This is a genomic window from Corynebacterium sp. 212_CJEI (assembly GCF_001055915.1).
GTDB lineage: Bacteria > Actinomycetota > Actinomycetes > Mycobacteriales > Mycobacteriaceae > Corynebacterium > Corynebacterium jeikeium_D.
Genome location: NZ_JVPT01000072.1, coordinates 26,138 through 45,015, shown reverse-complemented (window position 1 = coordinate 45,015; position 18,878 = coordinate 26,138). Strand labels below are relative to the sequence as shown.

At 57.7% G+C, this 18,878-nt stretch carries 16 protein-coding genes; 8 read left to right on the top strand and 8 right to left on the bottom strand.

What is annotated here, in order from left to right; genetic code table 11:
• Window positions 1–29: 29 nt before the first annotated feature.
• From ADB02_RS09300 to mptB, 3 genes are read right to left on the bottom strand one after another with little or no spacing between them, the layout of a single operon-like run.
• On the bottom strand, window positions 30–833 hold the full coding sequence (locus ADB02_RS09300; RefSeq protein WP_049190730.1) for an ABC transporter permease: 804 nt from the start codon (window positions 831–833) through the stop codon (window positions 30–32).
• A complete protein-coding gene (locus ADB02_RS09295; protein WP_048734184.1) occupies window positions 833–1,801 on the bottom strand; it encodes an ABC transporter ATP-binding protein in 969 nt (322 codons plus the stop codon). The genes ADB02_RS09300 and ADB02_RS09295 overlap by 1 nt, the downstream gene beginning before the upstream one ends.
• Window positions 1,802–1,826: 25 nt before the next feature.
• Entirely contained in the window at window positions 1,827–3,566 is a 1,740-nt protein-coding gene (gene mptB / locus ADB02_RS09290; protein WP_049190727.1) for a polyprenol phosphomannose-dependent alpha 1,6 mannosyltransferase MptB, read from the bottom strand.
• Window positions 3,567–3,751: 185 nt separating this feature from the next.
• On the opposite strand from mptB, the gene ADB02_RS09285 reads away from it, so the two are divergent.
• The 7 genes from ADB02_RS09285 (at window position 3,752) to ADB02_RS09255 (ending at window position 10,202) form a co-directional block, all read left to right on the top strand.
• Entirely contained in the window at window positions 3,752–4,450 is a 699-nt protein-coding gene (locus ADB02_RS09285) for a helix-turn-helix transcriptional regulator (protein ID WP_048734176.1), read from the top strand.
• Window positions 4,447–5,913, top strand: a complete 1,467-nt coding sequence (sufB, locus tag ADB02_RS09280; protein ID WP_016422750.1) for a Fe-S cluster assembly protein SufB — start codon at window positions 4,447–4,449, stop codon at window positions 5,911–5,913. The genes ADB02_RS09285 and sufB overlap by 4 nt, the downstream gene beginning before the upstream one ends.
• Before the next feature lie 5 nt (window positions 5,914–5,918).
• Window positions 5,919–7,109: a Fe-S cluster assembly protein SufD gene (sufD, locus tag ADB02_RS09275; protein WP_016422751.1), complete on the top strand. Its 1,191-nt coding sequence runs from the start codon at window positions 5,919–5,921 to the stop codon at window positions 7,107–7,109.
• Window positions 7,110–7,201: 92 nt separating this feature from the next.
• The gene (gene sufC / locus ADB02_RS09270) at window positions 7,202–7,963 is read left to right on the top strand and encodes a Fe-S cluster assembly ATPase SufC (RefSeq protein WP_049190726.1); all 762 of its coding nucleotides are present in this window, start codon (window positions 7,202–7,204) and stop codon (window positions 7,961–7,963) included.
• Window positions 7,956–9,209: a cysteine desulfurase gene (locus ADB02_RS09265; RefSeq protein ID WP_049190724.1), complete on the top strand. Its 1,254-nt coding sequence runs from the start codon at window positions 7,956–7,958 to the stop codon at window positions 9,207–9,209. The genes sufC and ADB02_RS09265 overlap by 8 nt, the downstream gene beginning before the upstream one ends.
• Window positions 9,210–9,229: 20 nt before the next feature.
• Complete coding sequence (gene sufU, locus ADB02_RS09260; protein WP_016422754.1) at window positions 9,230–9,745, top strand: Fe-S cluster assembly sulfur transfer protein SufU; 516 nt, start codon at window positions 9,230–9,232, stop codon at window positions 9,743–9,745.
• Complete coding sequence (locus tag ADB02_RS09255) at window positions 9,738–10,202, top strand: metal-sulfur cluster assembly factor (RefSeq protein ID WP_016422755.1); 465 nt, start codon at window positions 9,738–9,740, stop codon at window positions 10,200–10,202. Before sufU ends, ADB02_RS09255 begins: the two co-directional genes overlap by 8 nt.
• 405 nt (window positions 10,203–10,607) lie before the next feature.
• Here the strand turns inward: ADB02_RS09255 and ADB02_RS09250 are convergent, their stop codons facing one another.
• Entirely contained in the window at window positions 10,608–12,071 is a 1,464-nt protein-coding gene (locus ADB02_RS09250; RefSeq protein ID WP_049190722.1) for an amino acid permease, read from the bottom strand.
• A 98-nt stretch (window positions 12,072–12,169) separates the two neighbouring features.
• Entirely contained in the window at window positions 12,170–13,378 is a 1,209-nt protein-coding gene (locus ADB02_RS09245; protein ID WP_049190721.1) for a lycopene cyclase family protein, read from the bottom strand.
• Window positions 13,379–13,398: 20 nt separating this feature from the next.
• Here ADB02_RS09245 and ADB02_RS09240 point away from each other — a divergent pair, with 20 nt between their 5' ends.
• Complete coding sequence (locus ADB02_RS09240) at window positions 13,399–15,030, top strand: ABC-F family ATP-binding cassette domain-containing protein (RefSeq protein ID WP_038625400.1); 1,632 nt, start codon at window positions 13,399–13,401, stop codon at window positions 15,028–15,030.
• Here ADB02_RS09240 and ADB02_RS09235 read toward each other — a convergent pair.
• Genes ADB02_RS09235 through ADB02_RS09225 form a run of 3 tightly spaced genes read right to left on the bottom strand, consistent with a single transcriptional unit; the run spans window position 15,027 to window position 18,846 of the window.
• The gene (locus tag ADB02_RS09235) at window positions 15,027–15,785 is read right to left on the bottom strand and encodes a response regulator transcription factor (protein WP_224433497.1); all 759 of its coding nucleotides are present in this window, start codon (window positions 15,783–15,785) and stop codon (window positions 15,027–15,029) included. The two genes, ADB02_RS09240 and ADB02_RS09235, sit on opposite strands and share 4 nt — an antisense overlap.
• Complete coding sequence (locus ADB02_RS09230; RefSeq protein ID WP_016422760.1) at window positions 15,778–18,054, bottom strand: sensor histidine kinase; 2,277 nt, start codon at window positions 18,052–18,054, stop codon at window positions 15,778–15,780. Before ADB02_RS09230 ends, ADB02_RS09235 begins: the two co-directional genes overlap by 8 nt.
• 45 nt (window positions 18,055–18,099) lie before the next feature.
• Window positions 18,100–18,846, bottom strand: a complete 747-nt coding sequence (locus ADB02_RS09225) for a glutamine amidotransferase (protein WP_080969614.1) — start codon at window positions 18,844–18,846, stop codon at window positions 18,100–18,102.
• Window positions 18,847–18,878 lie beyond the last annotated feature (32 nt).

Sequence of the window (18,878 nt, the reverse complement as noted above, 5' to 3'; positions counted from 1 at the left end):
CTTTTCTATGCAGACTCCCCGATAGATTCCTAGTCATTCGGCATATCAAAACGGAACCAGCGAGCCGCCAGTGCAGCGCCAAGGACACCCCACACAATCAGCACCCCGACAGCTGACCAATGGACGGACATGGCCAATGCCGCGGAGATCACGTCGGTAAGCGCGACGGACGGCAAGAGGTGTAGCAGTACAGAGCTGATGTCATCTAACGATGGCGCAACGGCCACATACGTAGTAGCACCAATGAGGATGAACCAGATCAGGTTGGCCAGACCTAGGATTAGCTCGGCTCCCAACGTACCGCCCATGAGCAAGCCCAATGAGGTAAAGACGAACGTTCCCAGAAGCATCCCCACATAAGCCAGCAGCCAGCCGCCAATCGACAGCTCTGCGCCAAGGGCGAGCCCCACGAGACTAAACAGTACGTACTGCAACGTGACGGTGGTGCAGACCGACACAATCTTGCCTGCGATAATGCCCCAGGGTGGCACGCCTGAGGCGCCGATGCGCTTCAGGGCTCCGTAACGGCGGTCAAAGCCCACGGCAATTGCCTGTCCGGTAAACCCTGCAGACATGACGGAAATCGCCAGCACCATGGGGAAGATACGCTCGAGCGGATCATCGAGCTCCAACACCGGCACCATCACCAGGCCGATGAGCATCGCCAACGGGATAATGATGGTGAGGAGCATTTGCTCACCATGTCGCCAGAAGAGCTTCGTTTCCAACCACGCCTGCGACATGACCAACTTCGCCATGTCCGAACGCTGTGGCGCTGGGGCGAAAGTGCCCTTTGCAAAGCGGGAAGCATCGGCCCTCGGTGCGGTAGTCATTAGCTCCTCATCTCCGTTCCAGTGATCTGCAAGAAGACATCTTCAAGCGATTGCGTCGCCCTATTCAACGAGGTGATCAACACCTCTTGCTGCTCGCAACTCTGCGCCAAGACAGTCAAGGCGCGCGGTGAAGCCTCACCAATCAGGGAAAACTCTCCACCGCCAGAACGCTGCAGACGCTGTGGAAGACCGGACTCGCTGAAGTTGCGGTTGACCTCTTCGAAGTCAAGGCTGCCTCGAACGCTGATCTTCATAGCAGTGCTTGACGACGTTCCCTGGAGAGCCGATGCGCCTGCGCTAGTGATCTCCTCGGTGGTACCGGCCACAACTAAATGGCCCCGGTCGATAATCGCAACGTCGTCGGCAAGCGATTCGGCCTCGTCCATGAGGTGCGTTGTCAGGACCACGGTGACCCCATCACGGCGCAGCGACGAGATGAGATCCCAGACGGCTAGACGGGACTGAGCATCGAGGCCTGCTGTCGGCTCGTCGAGGAACACAAGCTCCGGACGTCCGACCAGGGCACATGCGAGCGACAGTCGCTGCTGCTGACCGCCAGAGAGCCTGCGGTAGTTCGTCTTACGATGGCGTTCTAGGCCAACGATTTCAAGGAGCCAATCAGTGTCCAGCGGGTTTGCGGAGTAACTGGCAACGAGGTTCAGCATTTCGCCAACGCGAACACCGGGGTAGGCACCTCCGCCCTGGAGCATGATGCCAATGCGGCTGCGCAGTGCTGTGGTTTGAGTGACCGGGTCGAGATCGAGAATGCGAATTCGCCCTTCATCCGGCTTGATGAAGCCCTCACACATTTCAACGGTTGTGGTCTTACCAGCGCCGTTGGGGCCGAGGAGCGCAAGAACCCTACCTCGATCCAGGGAAAGCGAAAGGTCTGATACAGCCTCAACGTCATCGAATTTCTTCGTTACGTTCTCAAGGCGCAGAGCAGGAGAATTGGCAGCGTTATTCACGGTTAGTCAGTCTAATCTCACAGTTTTAATGAAGGCGAAATACCTTAGATCGCGTCGAGTACGCCAAGATGACGAACATGACTGCGACGAAGAATACCAACGCCAGTAGGTAAATCTGAGCGACGGTGCCCGGAGGCAACCCCAGGCCGCGTGGTAGTACTACAAAACTGAAAATTGCCGAGTACAGAACCACGGCAATGCGAAATTGTACCCGGTTGGCCCAAGCGGACAGGGGCACGATGGCCCATAGCAGGTACCAGGGGTGCACGACGGGGAAGAGGATTACTAGAGCGAACATCGCGAGGCCGTAGCCGCCGAGCGGGTGAATGCGCCCACGGAACGTCGCTAACAGCATGCGCAGGAGCCAGGCAGCCACCAGCACTACGCCAATGCCGCGGGTAAACAGCAAAGCACTGTCGCTGATATCGCCGAGCCCCAGAAGCCTGCCGAAGAAACCAGCGATGATCCCGAGCAGGGTAGTCAACGACATCCAACTGCGCACCGTTGCGGCGCCACCCTGCGCGGTGATCCAACCAAAGCCCAGACCAGTTCCTAAGGAAACAACGACTGCCGTGACGACGGTTATTGCGCCCGTCACTACCGCGGAAAAAGCAACGGCCTTCCAAGTGCTGCCAAACTTTCGGGCCAGCCACATGCCGGCAAAGCCGAGCGCCACGAAACCGGTGACTTTGACCATTCCGGCAAGGCTGATGAGCACGATACCGCCTGCATACAGCGCCCACGATCTACCTCGGCTTTGGTTCTCGTGTCCGATCGGTCCGGGTTCTGGCAGCTCATCGGGCACCATCGATTGCGCAGGGCCGTGGATAGCTCGCAGACACAGTTCGAGACCAACGAGCAGGAGAGCCAGCAGCAGGGCCTCATTGTGGATACCGCCCACCAGGTGCAGCAATACCAACGGATTGAGCGTGCCCAGCCAGAGGGTGAACTGAGAGCTAACGCCGCAGCGGCGACCAAGCTGCACCAGCGCCCAGGACACCACGAGAAGCGAAACAATGGCGACAAGTCGATGCAGAAAGACGGAAGCGATGACCCCGTCGCTGGTTATCTTGGCGATACCCCATGCCACTGCGAGGGCCGTGGGACCGTATGGGCTCGGCGAGTGCGACCAAATCAATGGCACCGATCGGGCAAGTGGGTCGTTGGCTCCCAATAGGTCAACAGGTCCTGCGAGGTAGGGATCCATACCCCGCTCCACAATTGCAGCCTGCGCCAAATAGGAATAGATATCCTGCGTAAACAGGGGAGCGGTAAACATCAAGGGCAATACCCATGCCGCGTAGGTGCGTATGAGCATCGGAGTAGTCACTGCGGTGACGCGAGTCCGCGCACCGGCCAGAACGAAAGCGCCGACACCCAACCAGGCTGTGACTAACATGCCAATGCCCACGAAGGTGACGATTGTCGTTGCCACCAACATTCGACCGAGGATTAGCCCAAGTGGTGTACCCCAAAACTCATTTCCAACCACCGGTGTCGCGCCTGCGCCAATCCCAGCGACCATAATAAAGATCGCACCGAGAGCACCCAGCCAACGCAGCCAGGTGAAGCGTCTGAGTTCGCGGTAATTGATGCGGTGTTGGAGCGGCTGTTCTGAGCCCTGGTGGAGGGTTGCCGACCTAGAACCGGCCAGACCAATTTTCGGAATGGCGTCACGCACCCCGAGAGCGTCGTCGAAGGCGGACGAGCGGCGCGGGGTAGGTCGGTTAGTTTTCACAAAGTCACATAGTAGACGATTCGACACGCCGAAAGGGCGTTCTAATCAGCGACGTTGCATTGATATTTAAATGCGTTGGACATTGTGGCCCAATTACGACACAATTATGTTGTCTAATACACCAGCGGCGCAAGTGGGATACTTGCCTCGCTGAGCCACCTAGACACCCATTATTATCCAGCAGTCCAATCGCAGGAGGTGACTCACCAGTCATGGCAGATCGGAAGCCGACAGTCAATGATGGTGATACGCGCAAGCGCATTCTCCAATTGCTTCTGGAACACAACCCGGCGTCCGCGACTTTTATCGCAGACACCCTGGGACTATCCGCTGCAGGCGTCCGCCGTCATATTGACATTCTGGTGGACGAAGGTCTTGCCGAAACCGCTCCGGCACCCAGCACCGGCCCCCGGGGCCGAGGCAGGCCAGCAAAGTCCTATCGCCTGACAGATCGGGGCCGCGCTAGATTCGGGCACGCTTACGACGATCTTGCCAGTGCAGCTCTGACCGCACTGCGCAAGGCCGGTGGTGAGCAGGCAGTTGCCCAGTTTGCCCGTCAGCGCATTGATGACATTCTGCTCGGCGTCACCCCAGTGGGGCAGGACGCAGAGAAGGAAGAGGTCGTAGAGGCCGTCGTCGATGCTTTCCGACGGGCCGGGTACGCGGCAACTATCAACCAGAACACTGGCGGCGTGCAAATTTGCCAGCACCATTGCCCAATTAGCCACGTAGCCTCCGAGTTTCCGGAGCTCTGCGCGGCGGAGCATGAAGCCGTTAGTAAATTATTAGGTCAGCACACCCAACCGTTGGCGACTATCGCTGATGGAAACGGTATCTGCACTACGAATATCCCACTCACTCCCGTAACAAAGACACTTACTGAATCGCCACAAGAAAGGAGCGGAGAATGACCCTCGCCCATGAGAACTCCACCGACGTGGCTGAATCCACGAAGGCTGCCACTCCGCAGACTGACGAAGAGATTATCGAGTCCATTGGTGCCTACCAGTTCGGTTGGCACGACCCGGATACCGCTGGCGCTTCCGCGAAGCGTGGCCTGTCTGAAGCGGTCGTTCGCGATATTTCGGCTAAGAAGAACGAGCCGGAGTGGATGCTTGAACGTCGCTTGAAGGCTTTGGAAATCTTCGACCGCAAGCCGCTGCCCACCTGGGGCGCGGATTTGTCGGGCATCGACTTCGACAACATTAAGTACTTCGTTCGCTCCACCGAGAAGCAGGCCCAGACCTGGGAAGACCTGCCGGAGGATATTAAGAACACCTACGACAAGCTCGGCATTCCGGAGGCTGAGAAGCAGCGCCTGGTCGCAGGTGTCGCCGCTCAGTACGAGTCTGAGGTTGTCTACCACCAGATTCGCGAGGATCTGGAGGCCCAGGGCGTTATCTTCCTGGACACCGACACCGCTCTCAAGGAGCACCCGGAGCTGTTTAAGGAGTACTTCGGCACCGTCATTCCGTCCGGTGACAACAAGTTCTCCGCTCTTAACACCGCAGTCTGGTCCGGCGGCTCCTTCATTTACGTGCCGAAGGGCGTCCACGTGGACATCCCGCTGCAGGCATACTTCCGTATCAACACGGAAAACATGGGACAGTTCGAGCGCACGCTCATTATTGTCGACGAAGATGCCTACGTGCACTACGTCGAGGGCTGTACCGCTCCGATTTACAAGTCCGACTCGCTGCACTCGGCTGTTGTGGAGATCATCGTGAAGAAGGGTGGCCGCTGCCGCTACACCACGATCCAGAACTGGTCGAACAACGTCTACAACCTGGTTACCAAGCGCACCAAGTGCGAAGAGGGCGCAACCATGGAGTGGATTGACGGCAACATCGGTTCCAAGGTCACCATGAAGTACCCGGCAGTGTGGATGACCGGTCCGCATGCCAAGGGCGAGGTGCTGTCCGTGGCTATGGCTGGCGAGGGCCAGTTCCAGGACACCGGCGCCAAGATGGTGCACATGGCTCCGCACACGAGCTCCAACATCGTGTCCAAGTCCGTGGCCCGCAACGGTGGCCGCGCTGCCTACCGCGGTCTGGTGCAGGTCAACAAGGGTGCCAAGCACTCGCACTCCAACGTCGAGTGTGACGCACTCCTGGTGGACACGATTTCACGTTCGGACACGTACCCATACGTGGATGTCCGCGAGGACGACGTCACCCTCGGCCACGAGGCAACGGTTTCCAAGGTCTCTGACGATCAGCTTTTCTACCTGATGAGTCGCGGCATCGAAGAAGAAGATGCAATGGCCATGGTCGTGCGCGGCTTTGTCGAGCCCATCGCCAAGGAGCTCCCGATGGAATACGCCCTCGAGCTCAACCGCCTCATTGAACTGCAGATGGAAGGTTCGGTCGGTTAATACCAATGACTACGACGATTAACAACGAAAACCAGGCTGCTCATAGCCGTCGCGTGCTGGCGAACAAGGGCGACGTTTTCTCATCCTTCAACGTGGAGGACTTCGCCGTGCCGCATGGCAAGGATGAAGAGTGGAAGTTCACGCCGCTGCGTAAGCTCCGCGGTCTCCACAACGGCACCGCAGCAGAGCCGGTTGCAGCCTCAATTTCGGTCGAGACTGCTGGTCAGGATGGCGTCGCTGTGGACGTCGTCAAGCGTGACGACGAGCGCCTTGGTCGCGCCGGCGCCCCAACGGACCGCGTGGCAGCACAGGCGTACTCCAACTTCGACGATGCGCACATCGTGACCTTCGCGAAGAACTCGGTGTCCAAGGAGCCTGTCGTCATCGACATCGATGGTCCGGGCGAGGACAAGGTGTCCTACGGCCACATTGTCATTGACGTGCAGTCCCATGCCGAGGCCGTCTGCGTCATTAACTACCGAGGCAGTGGCACGTTCGCGGACAACATCGAGTTCGTAATCGGCGACGGCGCCAAGCTGGGCGTCGTGACCATGGTGAACTGGAACGAAGATGCCGTTCATGGTTCGGCGCACCACGTTCGTGTCGGCCGGGATGCTACGCTGCGCCACACTGTCGCAACGTTTGGCGGCGAGGTTGTCCGTATCGTTCCGCGCGTTGCTTTCACGGCACCCGGCGGCGACGTCGATCTGCTGGGCGTGTACTTCGCCGATGCCGGTCAGTACTTTGAAAACCGCATGCTGGTCGACCACGCTGTGCCGAACTGCCGCTCCAACGTGATGTACAAGGGCGCGCTGCAGGGCGAGCCGAATGTCGCTCATCGTGAGGCCCGCACCGCGTGGGTGGGAGACGTGCTCATTCGTGCAGAAGCTACTGGCACCGACACCTACGAGCTCAACCGCAACCTGCTGCTCACCGAAGGCGCGCGTGCCGACGCAGTTCCGAACCTGGAGATTGAAACCGGTGAGATTGCCGGTGCTGGTCACGCTGCCACCGTCGGCCGCTTCGACGAGGAACAGCTCTTCTACCTGCTCTCGCGTGGTATTCCGGAGCTGGCCGCTCGCCGTCTGGTGGTTCGCGGCTTCTTCAGCGAGGTCATCAACCTGATTCCGGTCGAGTCCGTTCGCGAGAAGCTTGAAAAGCTCGTTGACGAAGAGCTCAACACCGCTGGCTTCTAACCGCTTATCTTCTTTCTCACCCTTTCCGTCCTGTCACCCCGGAAGTGCCGGGGGACAGGCCACTTACACCGATTAAAGGAAAAGATTTCACTATGAGCACTTTGGAAATCCGTAACCTCCACGCGCAGGTGCTGCCGACCGACGAGTCCGCCGAGCCCAAGGAGATTTTGAAGGGCGTCAACCTGACGATTAAATCCGGCGAAACCCACGCTGTGATGGGGCCGAACGGCTCTGGTAAGTCCACCCTGAGCTACACCATCGCAGGTCACCCGCGTTACGAAGTCACCGAGGGCGAGATTCTCCTCGACGGCGAAAACGTGCTGGAGATGAGCGTCGACGAGCGTGCTCGCGCTGGCCTCTTCCTGGCAATGCAGTACCCGGTCGAGGTCACCGGCGTGTCCATGTCCAACTTCCTGCGCTCTGCAGCGACCGCTGTCCGTGGCGAGGCACCGAAGCTGCGTCACTGGGTCAAGGAGGTCCGTGAGGCAATGGCTGACCTGGAGATCGATTCGTCGTTCTCCGAGCGCTCCGTCAACGAGGGCTTCTCCGGTGGCGAGAAGAAGCGTCACGAGATTCTGCAGCTCGACCTGCTGAAGCCGAAGTTCGCCATCCTGGACGAGACCGACTCCGGCCTGGACGTCGACGCTCTGCGCGTTGTCTCTGACGGCATTAACCGCTACCAGGACGAAAACGACGGCGGCATTCTGATCATTACTCACTACCAGCGCATCCTGAACTACGTGAAGCCGGACTTCGTCCACGTCTTCCACGATGGTCGCTTCATCACCTCCGGTGGCCCGGAGCTTGCAGACGAGCTGGAAGAGCACGGCTACGAGAAGTACATCAATGCCTAACGCCGAACTACTCACCCCATCACTCCGCGAGGACTTTCCGATTCTGTCGCGCACTGTCCGTGACGGAAAGCGGCTGGTCTACCTGGACTCCGGAGCGACCTCGCAGCGCCCCAAGCAAGTCATCGATGCTGAGGTGGAGTTCCTAACCCACCACAATGCACCGGTGCACCGCGGCGCTTACGAGATCGCTGAGGAGGCCACGGACGCCTACGAAGATGCCCGCGAAGCCATCGCTGGCTTCATCGGCGCCGACTATGACGAGCTAGTCTTCACCAAGAACGCCACCGAAGCGTTGAACACAGTGGCATTCGTGCTTGGCGACGACCGCGCAGGTCAGTACCAGGTCGGCGAAGGTGACGAGATTGTCGTCACCGAGCTGGAGCATCACGCGAACTTGGTGCCGTGGCAGGAGCTGGCTCGCCGCACCGGTGCGACACTTCGTTGGTATGGCGTGACTGAGGACGGCCGCATTGACGTGGACTCGCTGGAGCTCAGCGAGAAGACCAAGGTAGTGGCCTTTACCCACCAGTCAAACGTCACCGGTGCAGTCACCGATGTGAAGGAGATGGTGCGCCGTGCACGCGAGGTCGGTGCGCTGGTAGTCCTCGATGCCTGCCAGTCGGTGCCGCATATGCCTGTCGACGTCAAAGATCTCGATGTGGACTTCCTGGCGTTCTCCGGCCACAAGATGCTCGGCCCCAACGGGGTCGGCGCGCTCTACGGTCGCCGGGAACTGCTCGAGGCACTGCCGCCGTTCCTCACTGGTGGTTCGATGATTGAGGTCGTCACCATGGAGAAGACCACCTTCGCGGCGCCTCCGCAGCGCTTCGAGGCGGGTACCATGATGACTTCCCAGGTCGTCGGTCTGGGGGCTGCGGTGAAGTACCTGGATTCCATTGGTATGGATAAGGTGGCTGCTCATGAGCACCACCTGACCGCGCTCGCACTGGAGAAGCTGCAGGAAATTGACGGCGTGACCATCATCGGGCCGACTACTCCAGAACAGCGTGGCTCTGCAGTCTCCTTCAAGGTCGAGGGCATTCACCCGCACGATCTTGGCCAGGTTTTAGACGACCAGGGCGTGTGCATCCGCGTCGGTCACCATTGCGCGTGGCCAATTCACCAAATCCTCAACGCCCAGTCGACCGCCCGGGCATCCTTCTACATCTACAACACGGAAGAGGACGTTCAGGCGCTTGCCGACGCAGTGCGCCATGCACAGAAGTTCTTCGGTGTCACCCCGTAGCTTTAAGAAAGGAGAAGGACATGAAGCTCGAGCAGATGTACCAGGAAGTTATCCTGGATCACTACAAGCATCCGCAGCATGCGGGTTTGCGGGAGCCTTTCAATACGGAAGTGCATCACGTCAACCCGTCGTGTGGCGATGAACTCACGCTTCGCGTCACTCTGAACGACGACCTCACCGTCGTCAATGACGTCTCCTATGACGCCGTGGGCTGTTCTATCTCGCAAGCCTCCACCTCAGTTATGGCTGAGGAGATTGTCGGCAAGACTGTCGACGAGGCCATGGCCAAGCTTGCCGAGTTCGAGAAGATGGTCACGTCCCGAGGCAAGATTGAGGGCGATGAGGACATTATCGGCGATGGGATTGCCTTCGCTGGAGTTTCTAAGTACCCCGCCCGCGTGAAGTGCGCACTTCTCGGATGGAAAGCTTTCCAGGCCGCAACCGCTGAGGCCCTGGCCAACGCTGCTGAAGGCAACGGCGTTGGTACCGCGACTGTAACCGTTACCAATGACGAGGAAGGCCATCGCCATGACTGAACCAATCGCTAATGACGCCACCTCGCCCGCACAGCCTGATGCTGTCGACGAGGACACCATGACTACTGGTGCTCCCATTGATGAGGGGGATGCGTACGAGTCCATCACCGTCCCGCCGGCACCGGAGCAGACCGAAGCCGATAACAAGCTGGCTATCCAGGTTGAAGAGGCAATGTACGAGGTTGTTGACCCGGAACTTGGAGTCAACGTCGTGGACCTGGGCCTGGTATATGACATCTGGATTGAAGAAGGCGACATTGCCGCTATCTTCATGACACTCACGTCCCCGGCCTGCCCGCTGACCGATATGCTCACCGACCAGACTGCCTCCGAGGTTATGAAGGTCGAGGGTATCCGCGACTTCCGCCTCAACTGGGTCTGGTCCCCGGCATGGGGCCCACACATGATCACTGAGGACGGCCGCGAGCAGATGCGCGCTCTCGGTTTCTCGGTCTAGATGATCAGTGACAGCGGTGATTAGGGAACCGCTACGCTAAAAGTGCTTGGCGACGAGCTCCTGGCTCGTTCAGCTAGGCACTTTTTCGTTTGTTTTTTGAGTTGCTGACTGCGTTTATGGCCGGGATCGGTAGGGCGATGCGAGTTACTGACTGCATTTATGTCAAAAATGGCTCAAAAAATGGCCTGAAAGCGTCATAAAATTGCACAGTTTCACATCTGCAGCCCGTATTCACACGAGCATCCCCGCAATTTTTTCAAGCTGTCCGACTCGGAGTTAAAAACGACCCCACCTGGCACTGAAAAGTGCCAAGCGGGGTCGCTATTGTCTTCGACTGCTAATCCAAGTTGTGAGAGTTAGATGCGAGATGCATAGCTACTCGCATCTATTCACAGCTCTTCGCAGCTATTCGCGAGTCATGTCTGCGGTGGCCGGGTCAACGAGCTTGGAGCCCGTGACCTTCTTATGGATAAACCACAGCAGGACGAAGACCGGGATACCCAGGTACGGAGTGAGGATAGCGAAGATATTCTCGCCAGTGCGAATCGGATCAAGTGCCTGTCCGGCCACCACAAAGAAGCACATAATCAGTGCCAGCACAGCACCGGCGGGGAAAAAGTTCGCCTTGTAGGGAAGCGAATCCAACGGGATATTCTGGGCCTTCAGACACTTGCGGAAGCGGTAGTGGCTGAAAGAGATACCAAACCAGGTGATAAAGCCCGCGAGCGCAGAAAGTGTCAACAAGAAGGTGTACGCCACGCCATCGCCTACCAATGAAGTAATGAAGCCAGCCATACCGATCACAGCGGTGGCAATCAGAGCGCGCAGCGGAACGCCGTGCCCGGAAAGCTTGCCAAAGTAACGCGGAGCGTGTCCCTGACGGGCCAGGGAAAACAGCATACGAGTGGACACATACATACCGGAGTTACCCGCGGACAACACCGAAGTCAGAATAACGGCGTTCATCAGGCCAGCGGCAATCGCGATACCTGCGCGTTCAAAGACCAGGGTGAACGGTGAAATGGAAATATTGTCCTCGGCGGCATTCAGAAGATTCGGGTCCGTGTACGCAATAAGGAAACCAATAACAGCGATGGCACCGATGTAGAACAGCAGGATACGCCAGAAGATAGTGCGAATCGCGCGGGGAATCGTACGCTCAGGATCTTCAGCCTCACCTGCTGCTACGCCAACCATCTCGGTGCCCTGGAAGGAGTATCCAGCTACAACGAAGACAGCCAACAGTCCCATTCCGCCATTGACGAATGGGGCGTCGCCCGTGGTCCAGTTTTCGAAGCCGGGGGAGGAGCCGCCCAAGATACCGAAAATCATGCCGACACCAAGAACGAGGAAGACGATGACGGTAATGACCTTGATGGTCGCAAACCAGAACTCACCCTCGCCGAATGCACGTGCGGACAGGGCGTTCAGCCCGAATAGAATCGCGAGGAAGAGCGCGGACCAGATGATTGAAGGCACATCCGGGAACCAATAGCGCATCACCAGCGCAGCAGCGACGAGCTCTGCGGCCACAGTAATCGCCCAGTTAAACCAGTAGTTCCAGCCCATGGCAAAGCCGAAGGATTCTGAGACGTATCGGCGACCGTACTCCTGGAAGGAACCGGGCACCGGCAGGTAAGCGGCCATCTCGCCGAGAGACTGCATAACCAGCCACACCATGATGCCGATAAGAGCGTAAGCGATAAGCGCACCGCCTGGACCGGCCTGCGAAATGGTCGCACCGGAGGCAACAAACAGGCCCGTACCAATGGCACCACCAATGGCAATCATGTTCAGGTGGCGAGCTCTCAGCCTGCGCTGAAGCTTATGGTTTTGTGAGGAAGTCTCCTCAGATTGCGTCGAAGTCATTCATTTATCATAAGCGTTTGTACTCCGGTGAATGCAAAAACCACACCGCTTTAATTGTTGGTATCACCCCACAAATCGGCTGATGTATATGCTCCCGGTCAACGAGTTCTCCATCTCCCAGGTCCCCGCACAAACCCTGCGATGAGCTTTCCGCACGTACGCGGACTCATTTTCAGCAAAGGCACGGCCACTTTCGCCATAGCGCGAAGCGTCGTCAGTGGGGATGTCCCTATCAAATAGGCAAACACGTCCTTTTCCGGCAACGAAAAGAACGCCCGAAAAAACGCACCCGTCTGTCGTGCATCGAACCCCAGCAGCGCCGCGAGTCCACGTTCGCGTAGCCATCGCTGCAATCGCATGCTTAACGACGTCCCCAGCGTCCGGCTTCCCTTCTTTTCCATATCGGCCAAGAAGCGGTCGACATCTTCGATAACCGAACCCACCGAGTAACCAGTGGCAGGATGCATCCAACCACCAGCAAAGCCGAAGAGAGTGCCCATGGATGGTCCACTGTGCGTGAAGTTACCGCGGCGAGAGGGAAAGTTTGCCAGTAGGGGAAAGGACACCACTTCTTCATCGATGGCCAGATCTTCCGAAAGCCCCAGGGACTTCAACCGTGCACTTTGGCGTCTACGCAACAGCGCTAAAAGTGCGGAGTCATCGGCCTCACCGCCGATCCGGACTGCAGCACCGGCTTCGCCACGATACCCGTCAACCATAGGAGTCGGAGTAGCGAGAATGGTCTCTTCAATGAGGAAGGTCCTGTCATCCAAGAAAATGCGATAGGAGAAACTAGCCGGCTCTGCCGCTGGGTCAACCGGTTCAGCCGGAGTGAAGTCCATGAGGACTGCGCGGCGGTGGGCGCTGGGGACGTCGTCAAGCGAAAAGATGTGCCCGATGGCGAGCTGCCGTACCTGCCCACCTCGCCCGACTGCGGCGTGCGTGCGCCCGGTGGTGACAATTGTGATGTCAGTACCCGTGGTTTCGGAATCGGTGAGTGCGCGGCGTTCGATGTGGAAACCGCCAAGTTCTTGCAGGCAGTCCTTGTTAACAACGCCGTAGTTGCGGGCGAGCTGACGTTCGGTGCCGTCGGCAAGAATGACGCTGGGTTGAAAGGTGGCGGCGAGGAAGTCGCTGGGCAACCAGTCGGGGAGTTGGTCGCACCAGAGACCAATCGTCGAGGGCAGTGTGCCACCGGCTGGGTCATAAGCGGTGACATCCCAGCCGCGAGCGGATGCACGGTGGGCGGCGATTCTTCCGGCGGGCCCGAGGCCGACGACGGAGGCGGTCACGGGAAATGAAGTCATAACTGGTAGGCTACTCGTTCGTGATTGTGACCCATGACCTTGAAGTCCGAGTCGGCGCCCGTACCCTGCTCACTGCGCCGGGTGAGCAGCTGCGCGTCCAGCCGGGAGACCGGATTGGACTCGTCGGGCGAAATGGTGCTGGCAAAACGACGACTATGCGTATTCTCTCCGGTGAAACTGAACCCTACGGCGGTTCAGTAGTGCGCTCTGGCTCGATTGGTTACCTGCCACAGGACTCGCGCGAGGGCAACATCGACATCTCCGCCCGCGACCGTGTGCTGTCGGCGCGAGGTCTTGACCAAATCCGCCGCAGCATGGATCGCCAACAGGAGATCATGGAGACCGCGACCACCGACACGAAACGCGATGCGGCGATTCGGAAGTTTTCGCGTCTCGAGGAGCGCTACCACGACCTCGGCGGCTACGAGGCGAACGCCGAGGCAGCCCGCATTTGCGACGCGCTGGGGTTGCCGGAGCGCGTACTCGACCAGCCGCTGAAGACGCTTTCGGGTGGTCAGCGCCGCCGCGTCGAGCTTGCTCAGATTCTCTTCGCCGCTACCGAAGGCTCGGGCAAGTCCGCCACGACGCTGCTTCTCGACGAGCCGACGAACCACCTCGATGCGGATTCGATTACCTGGCTGCGCGAATTCCTCAGTAAGCATGAGGGCGGCTTGATCATGATTTCGCACGATGTCGAGCTGCTCGAGGCCGTGTGTAACAAAGTCTGGTTCCTCGATGCGGTGCGCGCCGAAGCTGATGTGTACAACATGGGCTGGAAGAACTACCTGTCGGCACGCGCGACCGATGAGGCTCGACGTCGCCGTGAATTCGCTAACGCGGAGAAGAAGGCCAGCGCACTGCGCAAGCAGGCCGAGAAGCTAGGCGCGAAGGCGACGAAGGCTCGTGCGGCCAAGCAGATGGTGGCTCGTGCTGAGCGCATGATGGACAGTCTCGACGAGGTCCGCGTCGAGGATAAAGTCGCCCACATTTCCTTCCCAGAGCCGGCCCCCTGTGGCAAGACTCCGCTCAACGCCACGGGACTGACCAAGATGTATGGCTCGTTGGAGGTCTTCGCCGGTGTTGATCTTGCGATTGACAAGGGTTCCCGCGTGGTTGTCCTCGGCTTCAATGGTGCTGGTAAGACGACGCTGCTGAAGCTACTCGCCGGTGTGGAGCGCACCGATGGCGAAGGCGGCATTGTCTCCGGCCACGGCCTGCGCATCGGCTACTTCGCCCAGGAGCACGACACGATTGATCCGGACAAGACTGTCTGGGAAAACACCGTCTACGCCTGCCCTGACGTCAACGAGCCGGAGCTGCGGAGCCTGCTCGGTGCCTTTATGTTCTCCGGCGACAAGCTGCAGCAGCCAGCGGGAACCCTCTCCGGTGGTGAGAAGACGCGTCTGGCGCTGGCGACGCTGGTTAGCTCCCGCGCAAACGTCCTGCTTCTCGACGAGCCCACTAACAACCTCGACCCGCAGTCCCGCGAACAGGTTCTCGATGCACTTCGCACTTACACCGGGGCCGTCGTTCTGGTTACCCACGATCCAGGTGCGGTCAAGGCGCTAGAGCCCGAGCGCGTCATCGTGCTTCCCGACGGCACCGAAGACCTCTGGAGCGACGACTACATGGAAATCGTCGAGCTGGCTTAAGACGGATCCATTGGCCCTGGCAGGTAACCGTCCTGCTGAGCGAGCCTATACATCTCCGACTTGTTAAGGCTGTTCTCGGCCCGGCCAGCTGCCGCATACTTGGCTCGAATACGACCCAAGTAGTCCAACACGGTGTTCGGTGTCAGCCCTGTCATCGACGCGACTCGCTTCGTCGACTCACCGGAGGCGTAAAGCTCCAGTACCTCACGCTGGCGTTCTGACAAATCGACAGAGTCGAGCAGGGGATCAGAGTCAACTACCGATGCCCATTCTGTAGTCAGCGCACCCTTGCCAAGTGCCGCCAGCCGTACTGCAGACACGATTGTCTCCGGGGTTTCCGATTTTTGCACAACCCCCATCACTCCGGTACGCACTGCCTTTCGGACAAGGTATGGGCTTTCAGCTGACGAGAGGATGAGCACGTGATCGGTAACCAATTCCAGCGACAGAACGTTCTGCGCTGGATCTGAATTATCCGCCAGCCGTAGATCCAGCACGACCACATCCAGGCGGTCATCGGTGCCCACATCGGCCAGTAGCTCCGGCACAGTTTGATAACAGCCGACGAGCTCAAAGTCTGGCTCTGCAGAAAGCAGGGTTTCGAGCCCCTGCAGAGTCAAGGCATGATCATCAATCGCAGCAACGCGAAGCAAACGATCCGACTGCACGCTGTAATCTCCGATGTTGTCGGAGTCAATTGCAGCCGAGACGTCGATGGAAGCATTGCTCATTCCCGCAATATTCTCCCTAGTCACGTGACATCACTATCCTCTCACCGGCTTCATCAAACCTTTGCACTCCATTGTCATCAGAAATAGATGCAAATGCACGTCTGCCCGGGGGCAATAGGCGAATCGTTACCGATCCTTCTTCGGCGTTATCGATTGCTTCGAGGAAGTTCGGCATCAACTTGGCCACCGCGGAATCGTCGTCGACAAGCGGAATACGGCGCACATCGGTGCTATCGGAAACGGCCTGCGTGTGATTGCGGTCATCGAGGAGCCGGACATGAACACCTCTTGCGCGGGCGTCCCAAACAGCTTGGTGAAGGGACCCAACATTTAGATGCGGCGAACGTAGGACGTCTCGGAGAAGCTGCTCTGTAAGCCGCGCACGCAACTGCAGTCGCGGGGTCGGTTCTTCCAAAACTGCAGCGGCGCTAAAAATGGGGCCGACCCGGCGCTGCAGCCATTCGTAGTTACTCTGGCTGCTAATTTCGTACTCTTTGGCGGCCCCGGCAGCGTACAGCGCACGATTATAATCCTGAATAGACTGCGGAACGGTGCGCATAAAAAAGCGGACCATGATGGACGTCAAAATTCCCGCGACCAACATCACGGAGCGAACTAACAGGTCAACTCCAGAGATACTGATGTGGGTCGTATCCGAGGGGGCAAAGGGGAAGAACTTGAGAAGCTCCACCATGATCGCGCCACCGAGCACTGAATTCAGCGCAACCCAGGGGCGGCCGCGGATGGCGAGCAATGCAGATGCAAAAGAAATTAAGCTAAAGTGCCAGAAATACGACCATTCCAAATTATTTGGAATGGGCTGGTAGAGCCCCACCACAGCTAATACAACGATCGCGACACCAGTTACGATTGCACGGGCTAACGGCAATTGTGAATGGCGGCCATACATAATCAGCCCGAGAAGGCCGATCGCTAATGCCAGACTGATTTGCCCGGCCGCGGTAAATAATTGTCCATTACTGACTAGAACCATGAACAACACGCCGACGATCGCGCCGTAGAACTGCCAGGAAAAAACAATTGACATTCCCATGAGGTCATACAGCGATGTCGTGTGAGCGGAGGAATCGACTACATCTTCCTCTTCCACAGGAGAGGTATTACCGTGCCATTTGAGAATAACCTGAGTACCTTTCCCAGGCTTTGAATTAACGAGAGCATCTCCACCGCGAAGGGCCTCCATTCGCCCTTTAACGCTCAACCGGATACCTGCACGATGCGGGTCAATTCCCTCGGGGTCGAACCCGGTGCCATCGTCACGAAAATCAATGGACACCTCTCCCGAGGCAACACGAATGTGGCATTTCTTTTCCGCTGCGGCACCTGCGTGACGCTTGGCATTATTTGCCACCTCGGTTGCGGCTAATAGGAACGTGTTAGCAACTTCTCCTGGCAGCCGAACTGGACCGCCTTCTTCGCTGGTGTCTAGCGTTACCGAAATGTCGGGGCTCACCGACATCAATTGCGCCCGTACAGCCTCAGCAAAAGTTCTACCGCTTACTGTTTGCCGAGGCGAGAAAAACAGCCCAGTCTGCTCGTCTAGCGAGAAGTCAATCTTAGAGCCCTTACCGATTGCAGACAGTGCGGCCAATACATAGTCATGGACATAGGCGTTGAAGCTGCTCATCGCCTCGCCGCGGACACGCATACGCTCCGCTCTCTCATTGACCTTCCGAGAGTTCTCGTAGGTGAAGTCAATAAGCCTTGCGACGGGTTGTGCAGAGCCTGCAATAATCACAAATGGAAAAGTGTTGATGAGATTGAAACCAACATCCGACAACATGTCGAGCCAAAAAGTGTGTCCCAGCAACCACGAATTAATGACCGCAATAAGTCCGGGAACAAATACCATCACGGACAAACTGATGTGGAGTGGCACTGTCAGAGCAAATGCAGCGAGGGCTAAACCTGAAAATGGGCTATACCAGAGCGCATTTCCAACGAGGTTATGAGGGAGATCCCAATAGGTTGAAACCAACATCAGGAAAACCAACATGATGTACATCGGCACACGCAGTGCGGTAATAAGGCCTCGCCGCGTATTATTAATCACAGCCCAAATCAGCAACATATCGCTGAGAATGAATATGAGCAGTGATGCAAAAGGGAACCAGTGGCTCAGAAAGTTTTCAAAGGGGACAGAACGAACAGCCGATTCAACCTGCCACAAAAAGCCGGTGACGGCAATAATAATCGCGCCGGATCGCAGCACAGACATTTCAATTGATGGTGACTGTCCGGCAAGTGCCGAATCGGGATTCCACCTCTCCATGCGACAATCACATTCCTTTTGCTTATTGCCACTAGATAAAACTAATTAGTCTCTACATGCGGTATGGAGCCGAGCGAAATTCTGAAGAATACGCCCACTTCGAGCAACATCCAACTGTCGCGCGGCCGACACCGCTTTAAGATCTGTTCCTGGTAAATAGTAGCCCTCATTTGCGTAAATCTGGAGACGCTGGGCAAATGTGTTGGCATCTAATTCCGGGTGAAACTGCGTCGCATATGCATTGCGGCCCAACCGAAACATCTGTACGGGGCAGTCCTTACCAGTTGCCAACAACGTAGCGTCGCCAGGCAGTTCTTCGATGGCCTCCTTGTGGCCGACGATGGCGTGAAAGTGGGCCGGTAAACCATCAAGAATTGGATCTGATTCGCCATCTGGAGTTGCAGCTACTTCGATTACAGCTGCCTGCTCCCCGTGCTTGCGGGAGACACGGCCATGGCCAGCAGTACCGAGCAGGCCGACGCCATAACAAGCTCCGAAGAAGGGGAAGTCTCGTTCGAGCACTTCTGCCAACAAATCCTCGAACCAGGTCTCGACTTCCTTCTGTAGATAGCTCTTATCGTCATCAGAGGCGTTAAAGGGTCCTCCGCCAACGATTACGCCCGAGTAGTTATCTAGATTCAGATTCCCCGGACGAGACTGTTCCAGGCGAATTTGATGCAACTTTGCCGGCGCCAATGCACACCTCCTGGCAAATGAGAGATGTTCAGCGTGAGCTGCGGCATCTTCGCCGCGTGTGGAAAGCAAGAGGAAGGGCTTGGCGGAGGTAGACATTTGCGGGAACAAATTTCGTGAAAAAGGGAGCT